At 66.9% G+C, this 19,988-nt stretch carries 20 protein-coding genes, 1 other RNA gene and 1 riboswitch; of the genes, 11 read left to right on the forward strand and 10 right to left on the reverse strand.

From position 1 onward, the window contains the following. Nucleotides 1-187: 187 nt before the first annotated feature. Nucleotides 188-1,408: a PepSY-associated TM helix domain-containing protein gene (locus tag ACX12D_RS15125; protein ID WP_459371744.1), complete on the reverse strand. Its 1,221-nt coding sequence runs from the start codon at nt 1,406-1,408 to the stop codon at nt 188-190. Nucleotides 1,409-1,633: 225 nt separating this feature from the next. Here ACX12D_RS15125 and ACX12D_RS15130 point away from each other — a divergent pair, with 225 nt between their 5' ends. Further along, nucleotides 1,634-2,185 carry a GNAT family N-acetyltransferase gene (locus tag ACX12D_RS15130; RefSeq protein ID WP_459374030.1) on the forward strand — a complete coding sequence of 184 codons (552 nt, stop codon included), beginning with the start codon at nt 1,634-1,636 and terminating at the stop codon, nt 2,183-2,185. Here ACX12D_RS15130 and ACX12D_RS15135 read toward each other — a convergent pair. Both ACX12D_RS15135 and ACX12D_RS15140 read right to left on the reverse strand, forming a co-directional pair. Beyond that, nucleotides 2,166-2,816, reverse strand: coding sequence for a ParA family protein (locus tag ACX12D_RS15135; protein WP_183036630.1), 651 nt, complete (start codon nt 2,814-2,816; stop codon nt 2,166-2,168). The genes ACX12D_RS15130 and ACX12D_RS15135 overlap by 20 nt on opposite strands. A 163-nt stretch (nt 2,817-2,979) precedes the next feature. After that, nucleotides 2,980-4,431: a cobyric acid synthase gene (locus ACX12D_RS15140; protein ID WP_459374031.1), complete on the reverse strand. Its 1,452-nt coding sequence runs from the start codon at nt 4,429-4,431 to the stop codon at nt 2,980-2,982. A 156-nt stretch (nt 4,432-4,587) separates the two neighbouring features. On the opposite strand from ACX12D_RS15140, the gene cobU reads away from it, so the two are divergent. From cobU to ACX12D_RS15160, 4 genes are read left to right on the forward strand one after another with little or no spacing between them, the layout of a single operon-like run. Continuing rightward, nucleotides 4,588-5,298, forward strand: a complete 711-nt coding sequence (cobU, locus tag ACX12D_RS15145) for a bifunctional adenosylcobinamide kinase/adenosylcobinamide-phosphate guanylyltransferase (protein ID WP_459371745.1) — start codon at nt 4,588-4,590, stop codon at nt 5,296-5,298. Next, on the forward strand, nt 5,298-6,308 hold the full coding sequence (gene cbiB, locus ACX12D_RS15150) for an adenosylcobinamide-phosphate synthase CbiB (RefSeq protein ID WP_459371746.1): 1,011 nt from the start codon (nt 5,298-5,300) through the stop codon (nt 6,306-6,308). Before cobU ends, cbiB begins: the two co-directional genes overlap by 1 nt. Further along, nucleotides 6,305-7,357, forward strand: coding sequence for a threonine-phosphate decarboxylase CobD (cobD, locus tag ACX12D_RS15155; protein ID WP_459371747.1), 1,053 nt, complete (start codon nt 6,305-6,307; stop codon nt 7,355-7,357). The genes cbiB and cobD overlap by 4 nt, the downstream gene beginning before the upstream one ends. A gap of 6 nt (nt 7,358-7,363) precedes the next feature. Beyond that, nucleotides 7,364-8,287 (forward strand): cobalamin-binding protein, encoded by a 924-nt coding sequence (locus tag ACX12D_RS15160; protein WP_459371748.1) that lies wholly within the window; start codon nt 7,364-7,366, stop codon nt 8,285-8,287. A gap of 504 nt (nt 8,288-8,791) precedes the next feature. Here the strand turns inward: ACX12D_RS15160 and cobC are convergent. From cobC to ACX12D_RS15195, 7 genes are read right to left on the reverse strand one after another with little or no spacing between them, the layout of a single operon-like run. Next, a complete protein-coding gene (cobC, locus tag ACX12D_RS15165) occupies nt 8,792-9,367 on the reverse strand; it encodes an alpha-ribazole phosphatase family protein (RefSeq protein ID WP_459371749.1) in 576 nt (191 codons plus the stop codon). Beyond that, nucleotides 9,352-10,116, reverse strand: coding sequence for an adenosylcobinamide-GDP ribazoletransferase (locus ACX12D_RS15170; protein ID WP_459371750.1), 765 nt, complete (start codon nt 10,114-10,116; stop codon nt 9,352-9,354). Before ACX12D_RS15170 ends, cobC begins: the two co-directional genes overlap by 16 nt. 41 nt (nt 10,117-10,157) lie before the next feature. Next, nucleotides 10,158-11,198 carry a nicotinate-nucleotide--dimethylbenzimidazole phosphoribosyltransferase gene (cobT, locus tag ACX12D_RS15175; RefSeq protein WP_459371751.1) on the reverse strand — a complete coding sequence of 347 codons (1,041 nt, stop codon included), beginning with the start codon at nt 11,196-11,198 and terminating at the stop codon, nt 10,158-10,160. Between the two features lie 52 nt (nt 11,199-11,250). Continuing rightward, a complete protein-coding gene (gene cobO / locus ACX12D_RS15180) occupies nt 11,251-11,892 on the reverse strand; it encodes a cob(I)yrinic acid a,c-diamide adenosyltransferase (RefSeq protein ID WP_459371752.1) in 642 nt (213 codons plus the stop codon). Next, the gene (locus ACX12D_RS15185; protein ID WP_459371753.1) at nt 11,885-12,721 is read right to left on the reverse strand and encodes an ABC transporter ATP-binding protein; all 837 of its coding nucleotides are present in this window, start codon (nt 12,719-12,721) and stop codon (nt 11,885-11,887) included. Before ACX12D_RS15185 ends, cobO begins: the two co-directional genes overlap by 8 nt. A gap of 5 nt (nt 12,722-12,726) precedes the next feature. After that, entirely contained in the window at nt 12,727-13,725 is a 999-nt protein-coding gene (locus tag ACX12D_RS15190) for a FecCD family ABC transporter permease (protein WP_459371754.1), read from the reverse strand. A gap of 27 nt (nt 13,726-13,752) precedes the next feature. Beyond that, a complete protein-coding gene (locus ACX12D_RS15195) occupies nt 13,753-15,729 on the reverse strand; it encodes a TonB-dependent receptor plug domain-containing protein (protein ID WP_459371755.1) in 1,977 nt (658 codons plus the stop codon). 98 nt (nt 15,730-15,827) lie between these two features. Next, nucleotides 15,828-16,072, reverse strand: a riboswitch (cobalamin riboswitch). Between the two features lie 208 nt (nt 16,073-16,280). Here ACX12D_RS15195 and ACX12D_RS15200 point away from each other — a divergent pair. From ACX12D_RS15200 to ACX12D_RS15225, 6 genes are all read left to right on the forward strand, one after another. Next, nucleotides 16,281-16,598 (forward strand): hypothetical protein, encoded by a 318-nt coding sequence (locus ACX12D_RS15200; RefSeq protein WP_459374033.1) that lies wholly within the window; start codon nt 16,281-16,283, stop codon nt 16,596-16,598. Then, a complete protein-coding gene (locus ACX12D_RS15205; RefSeq protein WP_416049477.1) occupies nt 16,595-16,936 on the forward strand; it encodes a cell division protein ZapA in 342 nt (113 codons plus the stop codon). The genes ACX12D_RS15200 and ACX12D_RS15205 overlap by 4 nt, the downstream gene beginning before the upstream one ends. 313 nt (nt 16,937-17,249) lie before the next feature. Continuing rightward, a non-coding RNA gene (ssrS, locus tag ACX12D_RS15210) (6S RNA) lies at nt 17,250-17,460 on the forward strand. 183 nt (nt 17,461-17,643) lie between these two features. After that, the gene (locus ACX12D_RS15215) at nt 17,644-18,138 is read left to right on the forward strand and encodes an EVE domain-containing protein (RefSeq protein WP_459371756.1); all 495 of its coding nucleotides are present in this window, start codon (nt 17,644-17,646) and stop codon (nt 18,136-18,138) included. Nucleotides 18,139-18,222: 84 nt separating this feature from the next. Then, nucleotides 18,223-19,035 carry a sulfite exporter TauE/SafE family protein gene (locus ACX12D_RS15220; RefSeq protein ID WP_459371757.1) on the forward strand — a complete coding sequence of 271 codons (813 nt, stop codon included), beginning with the start codon at nt 18,223-18,225 and terminating at the stop codon, nt 19,033-19,035. 121 nt (nt 19,036-19,156) lie between these two features. Next, the gene (locus ACX12D_RS15225; RefSeq protein ID WP_459371759.1) at nt 19,157-19,858 is read left to right on the forward strand and encodes an SIMPL domain-containing protein; all 702 of its coding nucleotides are present in this window, start codon (nt 19,157-19,159) and stop codon (nt 19,856-19,858) included. The last annotated feature ends 130 nt before the right edge of the window (nt 19,859-19,988 follow it).

The following is a 19,988-nucleotide window of genomic DNA, read 5'->3' on the forward strand; positions in this document are numbered from 1 at the left end:
GCCGCTCTTTTCGCCGAAGCCCGAGGAGGTAGTCGCCCCATCCGGCGCGCCTTTTTTGCCTACTTTTTTGGCAAGACAAAAAAGTAGGTCGCCGCCCCGCAGGGGTGGTGAAACTGCAGTTGAATTTGAATTTGCAGTTAAGCCATTGAATCTAAAGCTGATTCTGCAGCCACAGACAACCAGCAAATCAAACCTCAACCACCTCCTCCCTCCCCACCTCAGCCTTACCCCCCTTAGCCCTCTCCATCGTCCGCACCACATGCCGCCGATGCCCTCGCCGACGCTTCCACCAGATCAGCACGCCGGTAACCGCAAACATCAGCGGCACCACCCCGAACACCGAAATAAACGCCCGCCCCACCAATCCGAACGCTTCCCCGGTATGCAGCGGATACATCCAGTTAAGAAACGTATCCCCAGCCGGCGCATCCATCGGATCGCGGACCCCGAGCCGCTTGCCCGTATGGGCATCCAGCCAGAGCCGCGTAGCCCCACTGCCCTGGCGGACTTCACCCGGCTGCCGCAGCCGCACCTCGAACGGATCCCCCGCCTTGCGCGGAAAGCTGACCCGCGTCACCAGCGCCGCAGGATAAAGCGCCTGAGCCGCGCTCACGGCCTGCGCCACGCCTAGCAGCGGCGTGCCCGCGGGCGCTGTTGCCGATGCCGGCTTGCCGGGCGGCGACACCGTCATCACGCCAGCCACGATCGGCGTCACCCACTTGGGCAAATCCAGGTACCAGCCGGAAAACGCCATCGTCGCCAGCACCGGCGCCGCAAAGATGCCAGCCGTGCGATGCAGCGAGTAATTAAAACGCGACCACGAGCCGCCATGGCTGATGCGAAAGGCATTGAGCACCGCGCGCGGCTTGAGCTTGGGCCACCACAGCACAACCCCGCCGATCACCAGAATCAGCAACAGCATCCCGGTGATGCCCAGGATCGTCCGGCCCGTCTCGCCAGAGAGCAGGTAGTGGTGCAGCTGGAACAAGGTGGGCAGCAGCAACGGGCGCGACAGGCCGGGCTCGCCCCAGACCCGCTCGCCCTTCACCGCCAATGTGACGGGATCGACCATCACCTGGCGCGAGCGCCCGGCGTTGGGCGTGCCCTTGAGCGGGTACCACGCGATAAACACCTCATGCGGCGCAGACGGCAGCATCAGCAAGGTGGGGCGGCCATAGTGCGGGTCGGCCTGCAGCCGGTCGGCGACCGCTTGCGCCGTGGCCGGCGCTACCGGCATGGGGACTTCGGCCGATGCCGTCAGCAGCGCCGGGTTCAGCAAGGCATCCAGTTCATCGCGCCAGGCGATGACGGTGCCGGTCAGGCCCAGCATGACAAAGAGCAGGCCCAGCCACAAGCCGAGATACAGGTGAATCTTGACGAAAACAACGCGCAGGCGGCCGGTGACCATGGGAGTCGGGGAGCAGATTTGGGGTTGTGGGGATTGTGTTTTCGGACCCCATGCCGGCGTGAGATGAACGCATCACGCCGGCATAATGAGAATGCGAAAGATTCGCGATTCTAACAGGCAGGGCCTGCCAGTGCGTGACAGACGCAAGGGCCGTGGCGAGGCTTGCCTGGATTGCGGCAGAATATTGATCACGCCCGTTGCAGGCCCCGGACAACTCCCTTGAAGATGACCCATTCCATCGAATTGCTACCTGCCGGCCCGCATGATGCCGCGCTGATTGCCGACCTGCACACGCAGAGCTGGCGCCATGCCTACCATGGCCTGTTGCCGGCGCATTACCTGGAGCGCGAAGCACCGGCCCAGCGCGCGCAGGCCTGGCAGGCTCGCCTGGTGGATGGCGCAGATGGCCCGGTGGAAGTCACGCTCGTGCGCGTGGACGGCACGCCGGCCGGCTTTGCCTGCCTGCAACCCGAGGCCGAGCCGCAATATGGCGTGTATCTGGACAACTTGCATGTGATGCCGGGATGGCACGGGCTAGGACTTGGCAAGCGCCTCCTCGCACATTGCGCGCAGCGTGCCGCCGTTGCCTGGCACGGGCAACCCCTCTTTCTCTATGTGCTGGACGGCAATACCCAGGCGCGCGAGTTCTACCGGCGCCTTGACGGCGTGGAGAGCGAGGCGTTCGATGACCAGTTTCCCGGCGCCGATCTGATGGTGGCCGTGCGCCGGGTGAGCTGGCCGTCCGTGGATGCCCTGCTCAGGCGGCTGGGCGCCTAGCCAGCGCCGGCTGCTCGAGCCAGCCGATGATCGGCTGCCACTGCTCCCAGTCCCGCGCCACGCGTGACGGCGCCACATCCCACAGCGTCAGCCCGTGCGCGGCAAGCTGCACGTAGTTCTGGGTATCGCGCAGAAAGCCCAGCACCGGCAGCCCCAGCCCCGCGACAAAGCGCTGCAGCTGCTCGGCCGCGCGGGTGCGCAGGTCGACCCGCATGCCGATCACGCCCACCTCCACCTCACCGTGGCGCACGCGCTTGTCGTCGGCGAGCCGGGTGAGGAAATCCTGGGTGGCGAGGATATCGAACAGGGACGGTTGCAGCGGCACCACCACGCGGTGCGCCAGTTTCATCACATCGTTGAAGCGCCAGCCATGCAGGCCGGCCGGGGTATCCAGCACCACATGGGTCGTGCCTTTGGGCGGGCGCGCGATCTGGTCGGCGCTGATGTCCCAGGTACGGATGGCCGGCGCCGAGGCCGGGCGCAAACCCAGCCAGGCTCGCGAGGATTGCTGCCGGTCCGTGTCGCCCAGCATCACGGCGTGGCCGGCGCTGGCGAAGTATCCCGCCAGGTTGGTGGCCAGCGTGGTCTTGCCTACGCCGCCTTTGGGATTGGCGATCACGACTACGGGCATGGTTGTCTCCGCAATGGCTTTCCATGGCAGCGCCACCGGCGAGCGCGCCGCTCCGGGCTCCGCCTTGGCCCTGCCGTGGGTCGCTGCCGGGCCCTGGCGGAGCGGGCCCGCCTGCGAGTTTAGCAGTTGGCGCGGCGGGTGGCGGGGCTCGCTCTGACACCCGCTATGACGCCTGTAGCGGCGCCAGCAAGGCATCCATGTCCAGGTGCGCGACGAGCGTATCGGCCAGGCGCTCCAGCGAGGCCTCGCGCAGCGCGGCCAGGTCGACACCCTCCGCCCGCGCCAGCCCGGCCCAGCGCAGCAGTGCGCCGCAAGCCTGCGGCTGGTCGAACAGGCCGTGCACGTAGGATGCCAGCACCTGCCCGTCCTCCGATTGCGCGCCGTCCGGGCGCTCGCCTTCCAGCCATAGCGCCGGGCGCGCCAGCGCGGGGCCGGTGGTCACGCCCATGTGGATTTCGTAGCCTTGCACGGCGGCCTCGGTGGCGCCCGCCAGCGCCAGCCGGCCGCTCACCACGCGCAGCTGCTTGTGCGGCGCCAGCACGGTGTCGTAGTCGAGCAGGCCAAAGCCCTCGCTGCTGCCAGCCTTGCCCTCGTTGCCGGCCGGGTCATCCACGCGCCGGCCCAGCATCTGCATGCCACCGCAAATGCCGATGACCTTGCCGCCATAGCGCAGGTGCCGCAGCAAGGCTGGCTCCCAGCCATTGGCGCGCAGGAAAGCCAGGTCGGCGCGCACGCTCTTGCTGCCCGGCAACACGATCAGGTCAGCCGGGGGAATCGGCATGCCGGGGCCGATAAAGCGCAGGTCCACCTGCGGATGCGCGCGCAGCGCATCGAAATCCGTGTGATTGGAAATGCGCGGCAGCACCGGCACGATCACGCGCAGCAGTTCGCCCCGCTTGGCCGCCTGCGCGCCGATGATGGCGTCCTCGGCATCCAGGTGCAGGCCGTGCAGGTAGGGCAGCACGCCCAGCACGGGCTTGCCGGTGCGCGCCTCCAGCCAGTCCAGCCCGGGTTGCAGCAGCGCGATATCGCCGCGGAAGCGGTTGATGATGAAACCCTTGATGCGCGCGCGCTCCGACGCCGACAGGCAGTCGAGCGTGCCCACCAGATGGGCGAACACGCCGCCGCGGTCGATGTCGGCCACCAGCACCACCGGGCAGTCCACCGCTTCGGCAAAACCCATATTGGCGATGTCGCGGTCGCGCAGGTTGATCTCCGCCGGGCTGCCGGCGCCTTCCACCATCACCACCTCGTAGGCGCTGGACAGGCGCTGGTGCGACGCCAGCACCGCCTGCATCGCCACCGGCTTGTAGGCGTGATAGGCCCGCGCGTCCAGGTCCATGCGTGCCTGGCCGTGGATGATGATCTGAGCGCCGGTATCGCTGCTCGGCTTGAGCAGCACCGGGTTCATATCGGTGTGTGGCGCCAGCCCGGCGGCGGCGGCCTGCAAGGCCTGGGCGCGCCCGATCTCGCCACCGTCCGCGGTGACCGCGCTGTTAAGCGCCATGTTCTGCGGCTTGAACGGGACCACGCGCACGCCAGCGCGCGCCAGCACCCGGCACAGGCCCGCCACTAGCGTGCTCTTGCCCGCGTCGGAGGTAGTGCCCTGCACCATCAAGGTACCGCGCAAGCCACCCGGCAATGCCGCGCCAGCGGCTTCGGAGGAGATTTTTTGCATCGTGGGATTATCGCACCGGCGCCCCGCGGCGCTGTCCCGTGCGCGGGCCACTGCGGGCGTGCGATCCATGGATGCGCCCGCTACAATACCCGGATGACCCCGGCCAACGCTTCCGCCACCGCCACCGAGCCCGTGCGCGCATCCACCCATGCGCCGTCCAGCGAACGCTCGCCCCAGGCTGCGGCCGCGCCGCACGCCGCTGCCGCCCCGGGCCGCGCGCGCCAGCTCACGCTGGTGCTGGGCGGCGCGCGCTCCGGCAAGAGCCACTTTGCCGAGCAGATGGCCACCGACCATGCCGCGGCCACCGGCGGCCCCGTTACCTATATCGCTACCGCACGCCACGGCCAGGACAGCACCGACGAAGAGATGGAGGTGCGTATCGCGCTGCACCGCGCGCGGCGCCCGGCCGAGTGGGGCCTGGTCGAAGCGCCGCTGCACCTGGCGGATGCGCTATATGCCCATGCCGCCCACGATGGCTGCATCCTGGTCGACTGCGTCACGCTGTGGCTCAACAACCTGCTGTTCCTCGATGCGCGCAGTTATCCCGAGCATGGCCTGGTAACGCCACCGGCCGCCTTCACCGAGGAAATCGACGCGCTGCTGTCCGCGCTGCCCACCTTGCCCGGGCACGTGATCCTGGTCTCCAACGAGATCGGCTTCGGCGTGGTGCCGATGGGCGCCATCACCCGCTTCTATGTCGACGAGCTGGGCCGCCTGAACCAGAAGCTGGCCGCCGCCGCGGACCGCGTGCGCCTGCTGGTGGCCGGCATCCCTGTCAGCGTGAAAGGCGCCGACCCGGCGTGATGTCGTGGCTGCCATCGCTGCCATCGCTCTCTTCATGGTGGCCGTTTCCCCTATTCAGCTGGCAAGCCTGCGTGGCCGCCGCCGTAGCCGGCGTCTTGCTGGACCAATGGCTGGGCGAGCCGCGCCGCTGGCATCCACTGGTTGGGTTCGGCCGCCTTGCGGCAGCACTTGAACGCCGCCTGAACCGCAGCCAGGCCGGCGCGCCGCTGCGCCAGCGGCTGACCGGCCTGGCGGCCTGGGCGCTGATGGTGCTGGTGCCGGCCGCGCTGGCCGCCCTGCTGGTGCATGTCGCCGCGCAGTTCAGCGCGGCGCTGGCGTGGCTGCTGCAAGCGCTGGCACTCTACGCGGCACTGGGCGCGCGCAGCCTGGCCCAGCATATTGCGCCGATCGCCACCGCGCTCACGCAGGGCAATCTCGCCGATGCGCGCCAGCTCACGGCACGCATCGTCTCGCGCGACACCACCGATGCGGATACCGAAGCGCTGGCCCGCGCCGCCTGCGAATCGGCGCTGGAGAATGGCAACGACGCCATCTTCGGCGCCTTGTTCTGGTTCCTGGCAGGCGGCGCGCCCGCCGTGATCGCCTATCGCCTCGCCAACACACTTGATGCGATGTGGGGCTACCGCACGCCGCGCCTGCTGTATTTCGGCTGGGCGGCTGCGCGGCTTGACGATGTGCTCAACCTGGCGCCTGCCCGCCTGACCGCGCTCTCGTACGCGCTGCTCGGGCGCACCGCCCAGGCGCTGCGCTGCTGGCGCGCGCAGGCACCGGCATGGTCCAGCCCCAATGCGGGCCCGGTCATGGCGGCCGGCGCCGGCGCCGTCGGCGTGGCGCTGGGCGGCCCCGCCCGCTATCACGGCGAATGGGAAGCGCGCCCACCGCTGGGCGTGGGGCACGCGCCCGGCGCGGCCGATGTGCATGCCTGCCTGCGCCTTGTTCAACGCACACTGTGGCTGTGGCTGGCCGCTTCCAGCGCCAGCGCCGCCCTCCTCCACTACGGCTTAGCATGAGTACTCCGATCCGCCACGGCGGCGACCTGCTCGCCGCCGCGCGCCGCCATGGCCGTCCAGTCGAAGACTGGCTCGATCTTTCCACTGGCATCAACCCGGACGGCTATCCCGTGCCAGCCCTGCCCGCCGACGCGTGGCTGCGGCTGCCGCAAGATGACGACGGCCTGGCCGAACTGGCCGCGCAGGCCTACGGCGCGCCGCGCGCGCTGCCGGTGGCCGGCTCGCAGGCCGCCATCCGCACGCTGCCGCAACTGCTCAAGCCCGGGCGCGTTGGCGTGGCGGTGCAGGGATACAGCGAATACGCACCCGCCTTCGCACGCGCAGGGCATGAGGTAGTGCCGCTCGCTGAGCCGGATTTCGCCCATGCGGACCTGGCCGCGCAGCTCGATCACCTCGTGGTGGTGAACCCGAACAACCCGACCGGGCGCACGCTCGCGCAAGCCACGCTGCGGACATGGCACGCGGATCTCGCCGCGCGTGGCGGCACGCTGCTGCTCGACGAAGCCTTCATGGATTGCACGCCCGAGCGCTCGCTGGCCGCGCTGGCGGATCGCCCCGGCATGGTGGTGCTGCGCTCGCTGGGCAAGTTCTACGGCCTGGCCGGCGTGCGCTGCGGCTTTGTGCTGGCCGAGCCCGCGTTGCTGGCGGCGCTGGCCGAGCAGCTCGGCCACTGGACCGTGGCCGGCCCCGCACGCGCGGTGGCACGCCTGGCCCTGGCCGATCGCGCCTGGCAGGCCGCCACGCGCGACCGTTTGCAACAAGCCGGCATCCGGCTCGCAACACTATTGCGCAAGCACGGCCTGATGCCTGTGGGACGCCCCTTGTTCAGCTGGGTGCCGCATGCCGATGCCGCGCGCCTGCACCAAGCGCTCGCGCGGCAAGGCGTGTGGGCGCGGCTGTTCGACGCCCCGCCGGGCATCCCTGGCGTATTGCCAAGCCTGCGCCTGGGTTTGCCACCTGCGCAGGAGCCAGCATGGCAACGGCTCGATGCCGCACTGGCCCAAGCCCTTGCAACAATGCGCTCCGACACCAGCACCCTATCCAGCTAACGCCCGATGACGCCTACCTCGATCACTACCCGTGCCCTGCTGGTCCTCGCCACGCTGCTGGGCAGCGGCCTTTGCAGCCACGCCGGCGCCGCCGTATCCGTGGTCGATGACGCCGGCCAGACCGTCACACTGGACCAGCCCGCGCGCCGCGTGATCTCGCTCGCGCCGCACGTCACCGAAATGCTCTACGCCGCCGGCGGCGGCTCGCGCATCGTCGGCACCGTAAGCTACAGCGACTACCCGCCACAGGCCCGCGACATCCCGCGGGTCGGCGACAACAAGGCGCTGGATCTCGAACGCATCGCCGCGCTCAAGCCCGACCTGATCGTAGTGTGGCGCCACGGCAATGCGCAGAAACAAACCGACCGCCTGCGCGCGCTCGGCCTGCCGCTGTTCTACAGCGAGCCGCGCAAGCTCGAAGGCATTCCCAGCAATATCGAGAGAATGGGCGTGCTGCTCGGCACCGAGCCCACCGCCAACAGCGCCGCCACCAGTTTCCGCCAGCAGATCGACAAACTGCGCCAGACCTATGCGGCGCGTCCGCCGGTGACCGTGTTCTACCAGGTATGGCAACAACCCCTGATGACGCTCAGCGGCCAGCACCTGATCAGCGACGTGCTCGCGCTATGCGGCGGCCGCAACCTGTTCGCCAACGAAGCGCTGCTGGTGCCGACGGTCTCGGTGGAATCCGTGGTAGCCGGCAACCCGGAGGTCATGATGACCGCCAGCATGGGCGCAACCCGCTCCGACCGGCCGCTGCCGGACTTCGCCATGTGGGAACGCTGGAAACAGGTCACTGCCGTGGCACGTGGCAACCTCTACGCCATCGACGGCGACCTGGTCAACCGGGCCGGCCCACGCATCGCCCAAGGCGCGGAAGTCGTGTGCAAGGATCTGGACAACGCCCGGCGCAAACGGCCGGCACAGTAAGAGCAAGACAGGTCAAAGGTCAGGTCTGACATCTCGTACTTGACGAACGCCCGCCCTCTCCCCCGCCCCTCTCCCACAAGTGGGAGAGGGGAGAAAACCTGCGGGATAAGAACGCGCGACGATAGCCAGATCAACGATTCGTTTTAGCCATGATTCCCGCCAGTCAGGCGGGAATCACCCAAGCGCGACGCGAAGCGAGCCGTGGAGGTGTGCCAAGGCCGTATGGGGCGCCTCGGGATTCGGCGAAAAGAGCGGAAAAGAGGGACCCATGTCTGAGTATCGCCTTAAGGCGATGCGAGTTTGGGTCCCGGCCGCTCTTTTCGCCGAAGCCCGAGGGGGTAGTCGCCCCATCCGGCGCGCCTTTTTTGCCTACTTTTTTGGCAAGACAAAAAAGTAGGTCGCCGCCCCGCAGGGGTGGTGAAACTGCAGTTGAAGTCGAAGTTGAAGTTAAGCAGTTGCAGTTAAGCAGTTGCAGTTGCAAGTGCCATTACCACCCCCAAAACCTCACCCCCGATTCCACCACCGCAACCGCGCCACACCACCACCCAGCGTAAACCGGCAACTCGCCCCATAACCAAGATCCCATCCCAGCGTAGTAGCCAGCGGCACCCCAAGCCAGTGCGCCGCCAGCATGCGCATCGGGCCAGCATGGGCAACCACCCACAACCGGTCTGGCGCATCCACCGGTAAGGCGTCGGCCCAAGCCGCCAGGCGCGCCATCGCCTGCGCCACGGTCTCGCCCCCATGAGGCCGCGCATGCAGCAGATCCGCAGCCCACGCATCCAGCTCGGCGCGCGGCACGGCGTCCCATGCGAGGCCTTCCCAACGGCCAAAATCGAGTTCGCGCAACTGCGCATCGGCTTGCGGCACCAAGCCGAAATCCCGGGCAAGTAAATCAGCCGTGGCGCGAGCCCGCGCCATCGTGCTGCAGACAATGCGCTGCGGCGCAAGGCCATCGAGCGCCTGCAGCATGCGCGCAGGCTCGGGCAAAACGGGCTGGGCCAGCGGCAGGTCAAGCGCGCCGTAGCAGATCCCCTGCGCAACCTCAGGCGCCGCGTGGCGGATCAGGACCAGGTCCATGCCGCCGCCACCAGATAGACCAGCAACTCGGCCAGCTGCTGCGCCATGCCGAGGCAATCGCCGGTGTAACCGCCAATGCGGCGAACAAAGTAGCGCCCCAGCAAAAAGCGCAGCATCACCAAGGCAACGATCACCACAGCAGCAAACAGCGGCGACACCAGCAGCAGCGGCAACGCACCGCAAAGCAGCGTGAAAACCAGCCCGATGCCGGACAGCCGCTGCGCCACCGGCTTGGCCTTGCCCTCGGCACGCACGTAGTCCAGCGTGGCAAGATAGCTCACCGCCATGGCGCGGCTGGCCGCATGCGCGGCCACCAGCACGAGCAGCAACTCCACCATGCCGCTGCGCGCGGCAATCGCCACCAGCAGTTGCCACTTGAGCAGCAGCGCCACCACCAGTGCGATAGCGCCAAATGCCCCAATGCGCGAGTCATGCATGATGCGCAGCACGTCCTCGCGCCGGTAGCCGCCGCCGAACGCATCCACGCAGTCGGCCAGGCCGTCCTCGTGAAAAGCGCCGGTGGCCAGCAGCGTCACGGCCATGCCCAGCAGCAAGGCCACGCCCGGCGGCCACCACTGCAGCGCGCCCCAGCTCGCCAACGCGCCCAGCGCGCCAACCAACAGCCCCACCAGCGGAAAGTAACGCGCCGCCGCGTTCAGGTAGTGCGGCGCAAAGCCGACCCAGCGCGGCACCGGCACCCGCGTGAAGTAGCCGACGGCGGTCAGGAAGTAGCGAAGTTCGTCGAGCATGGGCAGGTGCGTTGGGCCAGGTAGCGGGAGCGTGCCGCAGTCTACGCCGACGCGGTGCTGACGCCAGCCGCGCCGAAGGTGGCCATCTCGCGCAGGAAGGCCGCGGCGGACGCGACCAGCGGATAGGCCAGCGCGGCGCCGGTGCCTTCGCCCAGGCGCAGGTCCAGCGCCAGTAGCGGCTCGGCGCCGAAATAATCCAGCAGGCGGCGGTGGCCGTGCTCGTGCGAGCAATGCGAGAACACGCAGTATTGCAGCACCTCGGGCGCGAGGCGCTGCGCCACCAGTAGCGCGGCCGAGGCGATAAAACCATCGACCAGGATCACCATGCGGCTGGCGGCCGCGGCCAGGAAGGCGCCGGTCATCATGGCGATCTCGAAGCCGCCGAAGGCGGCCAGTACGTCGAGCGGCTCCACCGCGTCCGCGTGCAGCGCCAGCGCCTGCGCCAGCACCGCGCGCTTGCGCGCGAGGCCCGCGTCGTCCAGGCCAGTGCCGCGGCCGATGCAATCTTCAATCGGTGTATCGGTAAGCCGGCTCACCAGGCAAGCAGCCGACGAGGTATTGGCAATGCCCATCTCGCCAAAACCAATCACGTTGCTGCCCTGCTGCGCGTGGCGCAGCACGCGCGCCATGCCGGCGGTGAGCGCCGCCTGCACCTGCTCCGCGCTCATGGCGCGCTCAACGGCAAAATTGCGCGTGCCCGCGGCAATGCGGCAGTTGACCAGCCCGGGCGCGGACGGCAACGGCGCGCGCACTCCCGCATCCACCACCTCCAGCGCCAGCCCGTGCAGGCGCGAGAACACATTGATGGCCGCGCCCCCGGCCAGGAAGTTGAGCACCATCTGCGCCGTGACCTCGGCCGGATAGGCGCTCACGCCGGCATCGGCCACGCCGTGGTCGCCGGCGAACACGATCACCGCGGGACGCTTGAGCTCCGGCGCGCCACTGCCGGTAATCAGGCCGATCTGCAAGGCCAGATCCTCGAGCCGGCCGAGCGCGCCGAGCGGCTTGGTCTTGGCATCGATGGCGGCTTGCAAGGTCGGGCGCAGGGAGGCGTCGAGCGGGGCGATGGCGGGTAACTGCATGGTGTTTCTTGGTGTGACTGAGAAAGGATTCGCTGGAACAAGAATAGACGTTTTACATCTCGACGCCACGTTGGGCCTTGATGCCTTGCTGGAAGGCATGCTTGACCGGCGTCATGTCCGTCACGGTATCCGCCGCCTCGATCAGCGCGGGCGGTGCGCCGCGGCCGGTGATGACCACGTGCTGCATCGGCGGGCGGGCACGCAGGTCGGCGATGACGGTGTCGACATCCAGGTAGTGCAGCTTGAGCGCGATATTGAGCTCGTCCAGCAGCACCAGCCCGATCGACGGGTCGCGCAGCAGCGAGCGCGCCACCTCCCACGCGGCCTCGGCCTTGGCCACGTCGCGCGCGCGATCCTGCGTTTCCCAGGTGTAGCCTTCGCCCATCACATGGAAGGCGCACTGCTCCGGAAAGCGCCGCAGGAACAATTCCTCGCCGCTGGGAATCGCGCCCTTGATGAACTGCACCACGCCGGCCTGCATGCCGTGGCCAAGCGCGCGCACCACCATGCCAAAGCCGGAGCTGGATTTGCCCTTGCCATTGCCGGTGGTGATCACGATCACGCCGCGCTCGTCTTGCGCGGCGGCGATCTTGGCATCCACGACATCCTTCTTGCGCAGCATGCGCGCCTTGTGGCGTTCGTCGCGGGCGGCATCTTCCGACGTGGAAGTCTCAATGGCTTTGGGTTCAGTCATGTTGGGTTTCGTCTGGTGCGGGAAAATGCGCCCCGTCGGCAATCAGCGCGGTATGGCGGCCGTCGCTGACGCTGACAATGGGCGTGCGCAGCGCGTGCGAGCAATGCGCGGGGGTCAGGACCTGGGCAGCGGGGCCATGCAGGCACAGGCCGTCTTCGGCCAGCAGCAAGGCATGGGTCGCATAGCGCCGCGCCAGGTTAAGGTCGTGCAGGATTACCATGATGGCGTGGCGGCCGGCGCGTGCCAGCCGGGCCAGGGTTTCCAGCACCATGATCTGGTGGCGCAGGTCGAGGTGGGCGGCGGGTTCGTCCAGCATCAGCAGCGGCGCCTGTTGCGCCAGCGTGGCGGCCAGCGAAACGCGCTGACGCTCGCCGCCGGACAGGGTCAGCACGTCGCGCCCGGCCAGCGCATCGAGATCCATCTCGCGGATCACTGCCGCGACCACCGCGTCATCCTCGCGGCCGGCCCAGCCCCAGCCGGAGAGATGCGGGTGACGGCCCACCGCCACGGCGTCGCGCACCGACATCGAGAAGGTGTCGTGCACCGCCTGAGGCAGGTAGGCGCGGCGCAATGCCAGGGCCGCGGGCGGCGTCTCCAGCGGCGCGCGGCCATCCAGCAGCACCACGCCGCCGTCCGGCTTGCGCAGCCCGGCCAGCACCGACATCAGCGTGGACTTGCCGACGCCGTTCGGGCCCACGATGCACCACAGCTCGCCCGCCTGCATGGACAAGCTCAGGCCATCGAGCAAAGCGCGCGCGCCGGCGCGCAACTGCAAGGACTGCAGCACCAGCGGCGGACACGCGGTAACGGGTTCGTTCCAGGTCGGCATGGGAGTCAGCGCGGCCTGCGCAGCAGTAGAAAGAGGAAGGTCGGCACGCCCAGCAGCGCTGTGATCACGCCCACCGGCAACTGCGCCGGCGCAATCACCGTGCGCGCCACCAGGTCGGCGGCCATCAGCAAGGTGCCGCCGAGCAAGGCCGAGGCAGGCAACATCAGGCGTTGGTCGTTGCCCCAGGCAAGGCGCACCAGGTGCGGCACCACCAGCCCGACAAAGCCGATCGAGCCGGCCGATGTAATGGCCACCGCGATCGCCAGCGAGGCCAACACGAACACCGACATGCGCACCGCGCCGACGCGCACGCCCAGCGCCTGCGCCACAGTCTCGCCCATCAGCATGGCATTGAGCGAGCGCGCCATCGGCATGGCCAGCAGCACGGCCAACGCCAGCGCACCCAGCGCAAGGCCATAGCTGGCGGTGCCGCCCAGGTCGCCGGTCAGCCAGAACAGCATGCCGCGCAAACGGGCCTCGGGCGCCACGCTCAGGATCAGGGTAATCAGCGCGCCCCAGCCAGCGGCCAGGATCACGCCGGTCAGCAGCAGGCGCGAGCCGGCCTCATGATGCCCGCCCTGCACCTGCGGATGCAGCAGGTCGCGGCGCGCCAGCGTGGCCACCAGCACCATCGAGAACAACGCGCCGCCAGCCGCGCCGGCCTGCACCGTCCACAGTGGCCACATCATCAGCATGGCGGTGAGCGCGCCGGTGGCCGCGCCGCCCGATACGCCAAGCACATAGGGCTCGGCCAGCGGATTGCGCAGCAGCACCTGCATCAGCGCGCCGGTCAGCGCCAGCAGGCCGCCGCACGCGAACGCCGCGGCCGCGCGCGGCAGCCGCAGCTCACGCACGATGGCGCCGGCGGTATCGTCGGCGCCGCCGGACAGCGCCTGCCAGACCTGCGCGCCCGACAGCGGCACGCTGCCCACCGCCAGCGACAGCAGGAACACCGCCACGCCGGCGGCGGCAAGCATCAGCCAGACGGCTAGCGCGCGGCGCATGTCAGGCAACCATCCTCAGTGTCAGTGTCATTTCTGACGCCAGCCCAGCGTGACAAAGCCGGCGCGTCCCTGCGTGTTGAAGGGATAGGCGAGCTGATAATTCTTGTCGAACAGGTTTTCCACACGGGCGGCCACGAACCATTGCTTGTCGATGTTATAGCGGGCATTGAGGTTGACGATACCGTATCCGCCCAGCGTGCGCGAGCTCCCAACCGCATCCAAACGCTCGGAGGACAGCAGCCACTCACCGCCAAAACGCCAGTTGCCGAAATTTCGCCCAATGTCGAAGGCGGCATGTCGACGCGCGCGGCGCGGCAGTAGGATATTGCTCTGCTCATCGACCGGATTCTGGAAGGTTACGCTGGCGCCAACATCTGTGTTAAGAATGCTGGCTCGCCACGAGGCCTCCACGCCTTTGACTTCGGCCTGGCTGATATTCTGCGGAATGGAACGCTGATCGTTCACGATCAGGTTGTCATATTGTGTCCGGAACGCCGTAAGACGTAGCAGGCCAAGTTGTTGCGTCTTGTACTGCGCACCGAGCTCTAAGGATTTCACTCGCTCCGGCTGCAGATTGCGGTTGCTAAAACCAGGGAAGTAGAGATTGTTGAATGTCGGCGCACGAAACGCGTTGCTTGCGTTTGCAATCACTTTGAAGGCTTCGGTCACGTTGTAACCGTAGCCGCCAAAGTAGCTCTTCTGGTTGCCGAAATCCGAATAGTGGTCACCACGCACGTTCAGTTGCAGTTGGTGTTTACCGAAGCGGCCATCATAGCCCGCAAATGCGGAAGTTACATTTCGACTCGGCGCGATGTAGGAAGCATCCAGCTCTTGGCGCACGAATTCAGTGCCAAACAAGAGAGTCTGGCCGGAGGCGATCGCGTACTCATTCTGCCAGGTGAATTGGCGATTGCGCGTATTGAATGTGCCGTTGGGACTGCCGTTCAGCGTATTGCTGCTGCGATCCTCGCTTTGCGCAACTTTGAAATGTGTGCTCCAGTTAGGCGTCAGCTTACCGTTGACAAAGCCGGACACGGTATATAGCTCGCTGTCCATCAGGTTCACATCGGTAGGCTTGCCCGCCGTACTGTCGTACGAAAGCGTGCTCTTCGAGTAGTAGGCATTGACGCCTGCGTCCCAGTCACTGGAGAAGCGATGTTTGACTTGACCCGATAAGCTCTTGTTCTCGTAGGGATTGTCATTCGGATTCGGACCGATTCCCTTCTTTGCCTTGGCCGGATTATCGCCGTTCCATTGGGCTGCATTGATCGCCGAAAAGCCATCTGTTTTGAAGGCTGACCCGGTAATGTTGAACGAGGTATCGCCCACCTGCCCGCCGTAGCCCACCGTGCCCTGGCGTGTATTGTTGCTGCCGTATTCGATCTGAGCGTTGGCCGCCGGCGCTTGGCCGGCACCGCTCTTGGTGAATATCTGCACGACACCGCCGATTGCATCCGAGCCATAGAGCGCCGAGACATTGCCGCGCACTACCTCGATATGGTCGATCTGGTCCGACAGAATATTTGACAACTGCGCCGCACCACTGCTTGCAGATGAAACGCGCACACCGTCGATCAAGATCAGGGTCTGCGTTGGACTTGCCCCACGCATGTAGATGCTGGTATTGGCGCCCATGCCCCCGGTAGTAGCAAACTCCACGCCAGCCTGCGTACGCAGCAACGAACGCAGGTCGGGCGCTTGCGAGTTGGCGATATCCTGCTGAGTCACCACCGTGGTGTGCGGCAATGCCTCGGTCAACGGCTGTGAAGTACGAGTGGCAGTGACCACCACCGGGTCGAGCTGCGCATCGGCCGCTGGCTGCGCGGCGGCTTGCCAGGCGGCCTGGGCCATGGCGGCGCCGGGCGCGCACACGGCAAGCAGGGCCAGCAAGGCGACAGGCGTGGCGCGGACTTGCCGGGAGACAGAAACGGAGACAGAAGCGGGGGCGGTGGCGGGGCGCGCCGGCAATGCCGGACGGCTCGACCTGTAAGACGATGAGCGCATGATGCGGGTTTTGGGAGAGAGCTGCCTGGTCCGTTCCCCCGCGGACCGTCTGGCGACGAAGCGCGCCGCTGGCTTGCGCGGCAAAAAGCAGCGGAGGGCGGCGCACTCTCGTTCAGGCCGGTATCCGGGCTGGCGACACCAGTCCGACCGCCTTCCCGAACCTTGCGGTTCAGTGGCTGAGTGGTCGGCCTTGCGATCTTGCGATCACGGTCGCTTACCGTTGCGGGGGCAGCACAGGTTGGCTCGGCCCTGCCCTGGCGGCGGTGGCTGGCTCCCTGTTTCCCGTTGAACTGCAACCCTGTAGTGAATAGGATTACGAGCACCTGGAACGTGCGCGAGTGTAGGCAGTTTCGAGGCAAGCGTCAATGCCACGGCAAAACGGAGCGAAAGCGCCTGGAAACAGGCATAAAGCCGTCGCCACGGATGCCGTTAAACGACGATGCATGCAACTTCGGCACGCAGGCCCGGTCACATACGTCTGCGTTCGCCGTCCGCACGATAGCGCTTGGGCTAAAATCCCAAAACCCGAGACCCTAGATATGACAGGCTCTATGCTCACCGAACTCGAACAACTCGCCGCCAAGATCGGGCGTGTGCTGCACCATGCCGATACCCTGGCGGCGGAGAACCAGCGGCTGCGGGAGGAGATCGAACGCCTGCAGGCCGACGCAAGCCAGCTGCGCGGCGACCGTGAAGCCATGGCCGCCGACCGCGAGCTGCTCAATATCAAGATCGAGGAAGCGCAGCTGCGCATCCAGTCGATCCTGGACAAGCTGCCCACCGCCAGCGACGCCCGCCAGCTCGACCTGCTGGGCGAAGGCGAAGCGGCCGGCCGCGCCGAACAGAAGGCACCCGGAGAAAACGCATGAGCAATAAGCAAGTCGAAGTGAACATTGCCGGCCAGTCCTACCGGTTCGCCATTGCCGCCGACAACGAGGCCGCGCTGCTGGAGGCCGTGGCACTGGTAGACGGCCAGATGACCCGGCTCAAGGGCGGGGTATCCGCCAAGGGCGTGGAACGCGTTGCCGTGATGGCCGCGATCAGCATCGCCTCGGACCTGCTCTCGCTCAAGCGCAAGCAGCAAGAAGATGGCGCGATTCCCGTTGATGCAGTGCGGGCGCGCATTCGCGAGCTGAACGAACGCGCGGACGAAGCCCTGCGCCAGTACGCGCATGTGGGCACCAATTCGCCCGTGCCGCGCAACTGATGCCCTGCCCTGCGCCGGCGGTGTACCGCACGGCACAGGTAGGCGGCGATACGCGCGCGATTTCGGCCCGATGTGCCCCACATGCCGCGCGCGTCAGCAAAATGTAACGACACGCAAAGACGGGCTTGGTATGGAAAGCCTCGCGGTGTATAGTGGAGCCAAGCCGCACCAAGCCACATAGTTGCGGCACCTTAGGTCGGGTTATCGCGCCTGACCGCCGTTTTCATCCCATCCAAGTTAGAAACGGCAAACGTCTGACAGCCATGCCAAAGCAGTATGCGTTTGGCAGTGCAAAAAAGTCAGACGTTTGACAGTTTCCCTGCCTGGTTCGTCAGGATCATATTCCTTGAACCGATAAGCATTTGTTGGTGCGGGATTATGCCGTGTGGGCGAGCGCGTCGCATGGTTCATAGTTGCAGTCTGGACTCCCTGAATCTGTGATGTACCCGAAATGCGGCTTCCGCAGCCACTCTGAACCTCACTTGGGTTCAGGATGCCGATCCAGCGGCCGAGGCGGGGACCCCTCTAAAGGCGGTGGTTATTCAACCACCGCCTTTTCCTTTTGCGGCGCAGGTTGACCTGCGTTGCCTCTGCAGTGCCCTCCCTCTGTTTTTGCGCCACGGCCCGCATCCGCGAGACGGTTTTCTTTTGGCCGTGCTTGCTGCACCATATCGCTGTTGCCAACGTCACGCCCGCCCTGCCCGCCCATGAGCCGATCCACGCAAGCCAATACCGCCGCGCGCGCCCGCCAGTACTGGCTGATGAAGTCGGAACCCGACGAGGCCAGCATCGATACGCTAGCCGAACGCGGCACCCTGCCATGGACCGGCGTGCGCAACTACCAGGCCCGCAACTTCATGCGCGACGGCATGCAGATCGGCGACGGCGTGCTGTTCTATCACTCCTCCTGCCCACAGCCCGGCATTGCCGGCCTGGCCGAGGTCTGCTCGCAGCCCTACCCCGATCCCACCCAGTTCGACCCGAAGAGCGATTACTACGACGCGGCCGCCAAGCTGGACGCACCGCGCTGGATGCTGGTTGACGTGCGCTTTGTCGGCAAGGGCCCGCTGATCTCGCTGGCCGACCTGCGCGCGCATGACGAACTGGCCGACATGGTCGTGCTACGCCGTGGCAACCGGTTGTCGATCACGCCGGTGACCCCGGCCGAATGGCGTTTCATCACCACGCGGCTGATGCGCTAGCCTGGCACCGGCGGCGACAGCAGCGGCATGACACAATGGCTGCCGACGACATAACTACAACACCAGCAAGGTCGATTCCGCGTCATGAGCTTTTCCCTGATTCCCGGGCTGCTGTTGCTCGGCGCCTTTACCGGCTTCTGCGCTGGCTTGCTTGGCGTAGGCGGCGGCATGCTGATGGTGCCCTTCCTCACGCTGCTGTTCACCGCACTGGCCTTCCCGCATGAGGCCATTGTCCATATGGCCATCGCCACCTCCATGGCGACCATCCTGTTCACCTCGTTGTCCTCGGTGCGCGCCCACCACAAGCGCGGCATGGTGCGATGGAAGCTGGTGCTGGCGCTGGCGCCCGGCATCCTGTTTGGCGGCATGATCGGCGGCGGCAAGGTCTTCGCTGCGCTCAAGACCAGTTGGCTATCGCTGCTGTTCGCGGTATTCGTGGGCTTTTCGGCATGGCAGATGCTGCGCAACCGCAAGCCCGCCCCGCATCGGCAACTGCCGGGCACACCGGGCATGCTGGGCGCGGGCGGCGTGATCGGCTTCTTGTCCAGCCTGGTGGGCGCGGGCGGCGGCTTTGTCTCGGTGCCGTTCATGACCTGGTGCAATGTGCCCATCCACAACGCCGTGGCCACCTCGGCCGCGCTCGGGTTTCCCATTGCGGTGGCGAGCGTCATCGGCTATGTGTGGAGCGGGCTGGGCCGGACCGGTCTGCCGGCCGGCTCGCTCGGCTACATTTACCTGCCGGCGCTAGCGGTGATCGCGGTTGCCAGCGTGCTGACCGCGCCGCTGGGTGCGCGCACCGCGCACCGCATGGATGTCGCACAGTTGAAGAAAGTCTTCGCCTGCCTGCTGTTCAGCCTGTCGGCCTACATGATGTGGAAGGCCTGGCACGCGTTCTGAGGCCGCAGGTGCCAAGCGATGCATGGTGCGGATACAAGTAGATACAAGGTCGCACGCGACGTAGCGGAACGATCACCTGGGCGGCGCGTCTGATACCCATTGTCTTGAACGGGAGAATCCAATGAAACAACTGCTTGCCGCCACGCTGCTCGGTACCACCGCCATGGTTGCCTCCGCCCAAGGCGGCGGCCCGACCCACGAGCCGGCCCCTGCCGGCGTGCTGTCGCTGTCCGCCCAGGCCACCACCGACGTGCCGACCGACGTGGTCCACCTGACGCTCGCCGCCGAGCAGGAAGGGGCGGAACCGGGCGCGATTTCCTCGGCGCTGTCGGCCAAGACGGCGGATGTGATCGCGCAGGCCAAGCGTACCAATGGCGTGCAGGCGCAATCGGGCGGCTTCACCATCTATCCGTCCAACGACAAGAACGGGCGCATCAGCACCTGGCGCGGGCGCGCCGAGGTGATTCTGGAATCGCGCGATTTCACCGCCGTGTCCAAGCTCGCGGGGCAGCTCGCCAGCCAGATGCAGGTGCAGAACATCAGCTTCTCGCTCTCGCGCGAAGCCCGCCACGCGGCCGAGGCCAAGCTGACCGAGCAAGCCGTGGCCTCGTTCCGCGACAAGGCCCAGGCCACCACCAAGCTGTTCGGCTATGGCAGCTACACCATCCGTGAAGTGCAGGTGGGCGAGGTGGGCGCGGTGCAGCCGATGCCGCGCATGTACGCGGCCAAGGCCATGATGGCTGATTCCGCACCGGTGCCGGTCGAGGGCGGCAAGGCCCAGGTCACCGTGACGGTGAACGGCTCGGTGCAGATGCTCAAGTAAGCGCTGTCCAAAGCCACAGGCTGAAGGCTCAAGGGTCAAGGCTGAAGGCAGAAGGCACGGAACAAGGCCCCTGCCGCGCAAGCGGCAGGGGCCTTGTCTTTGATGCCTAGGCCATCAGGGAGCGGCCGTG

The organism is Cupriavidus sp. PET2-C1 (assembly GCF_054515855.1).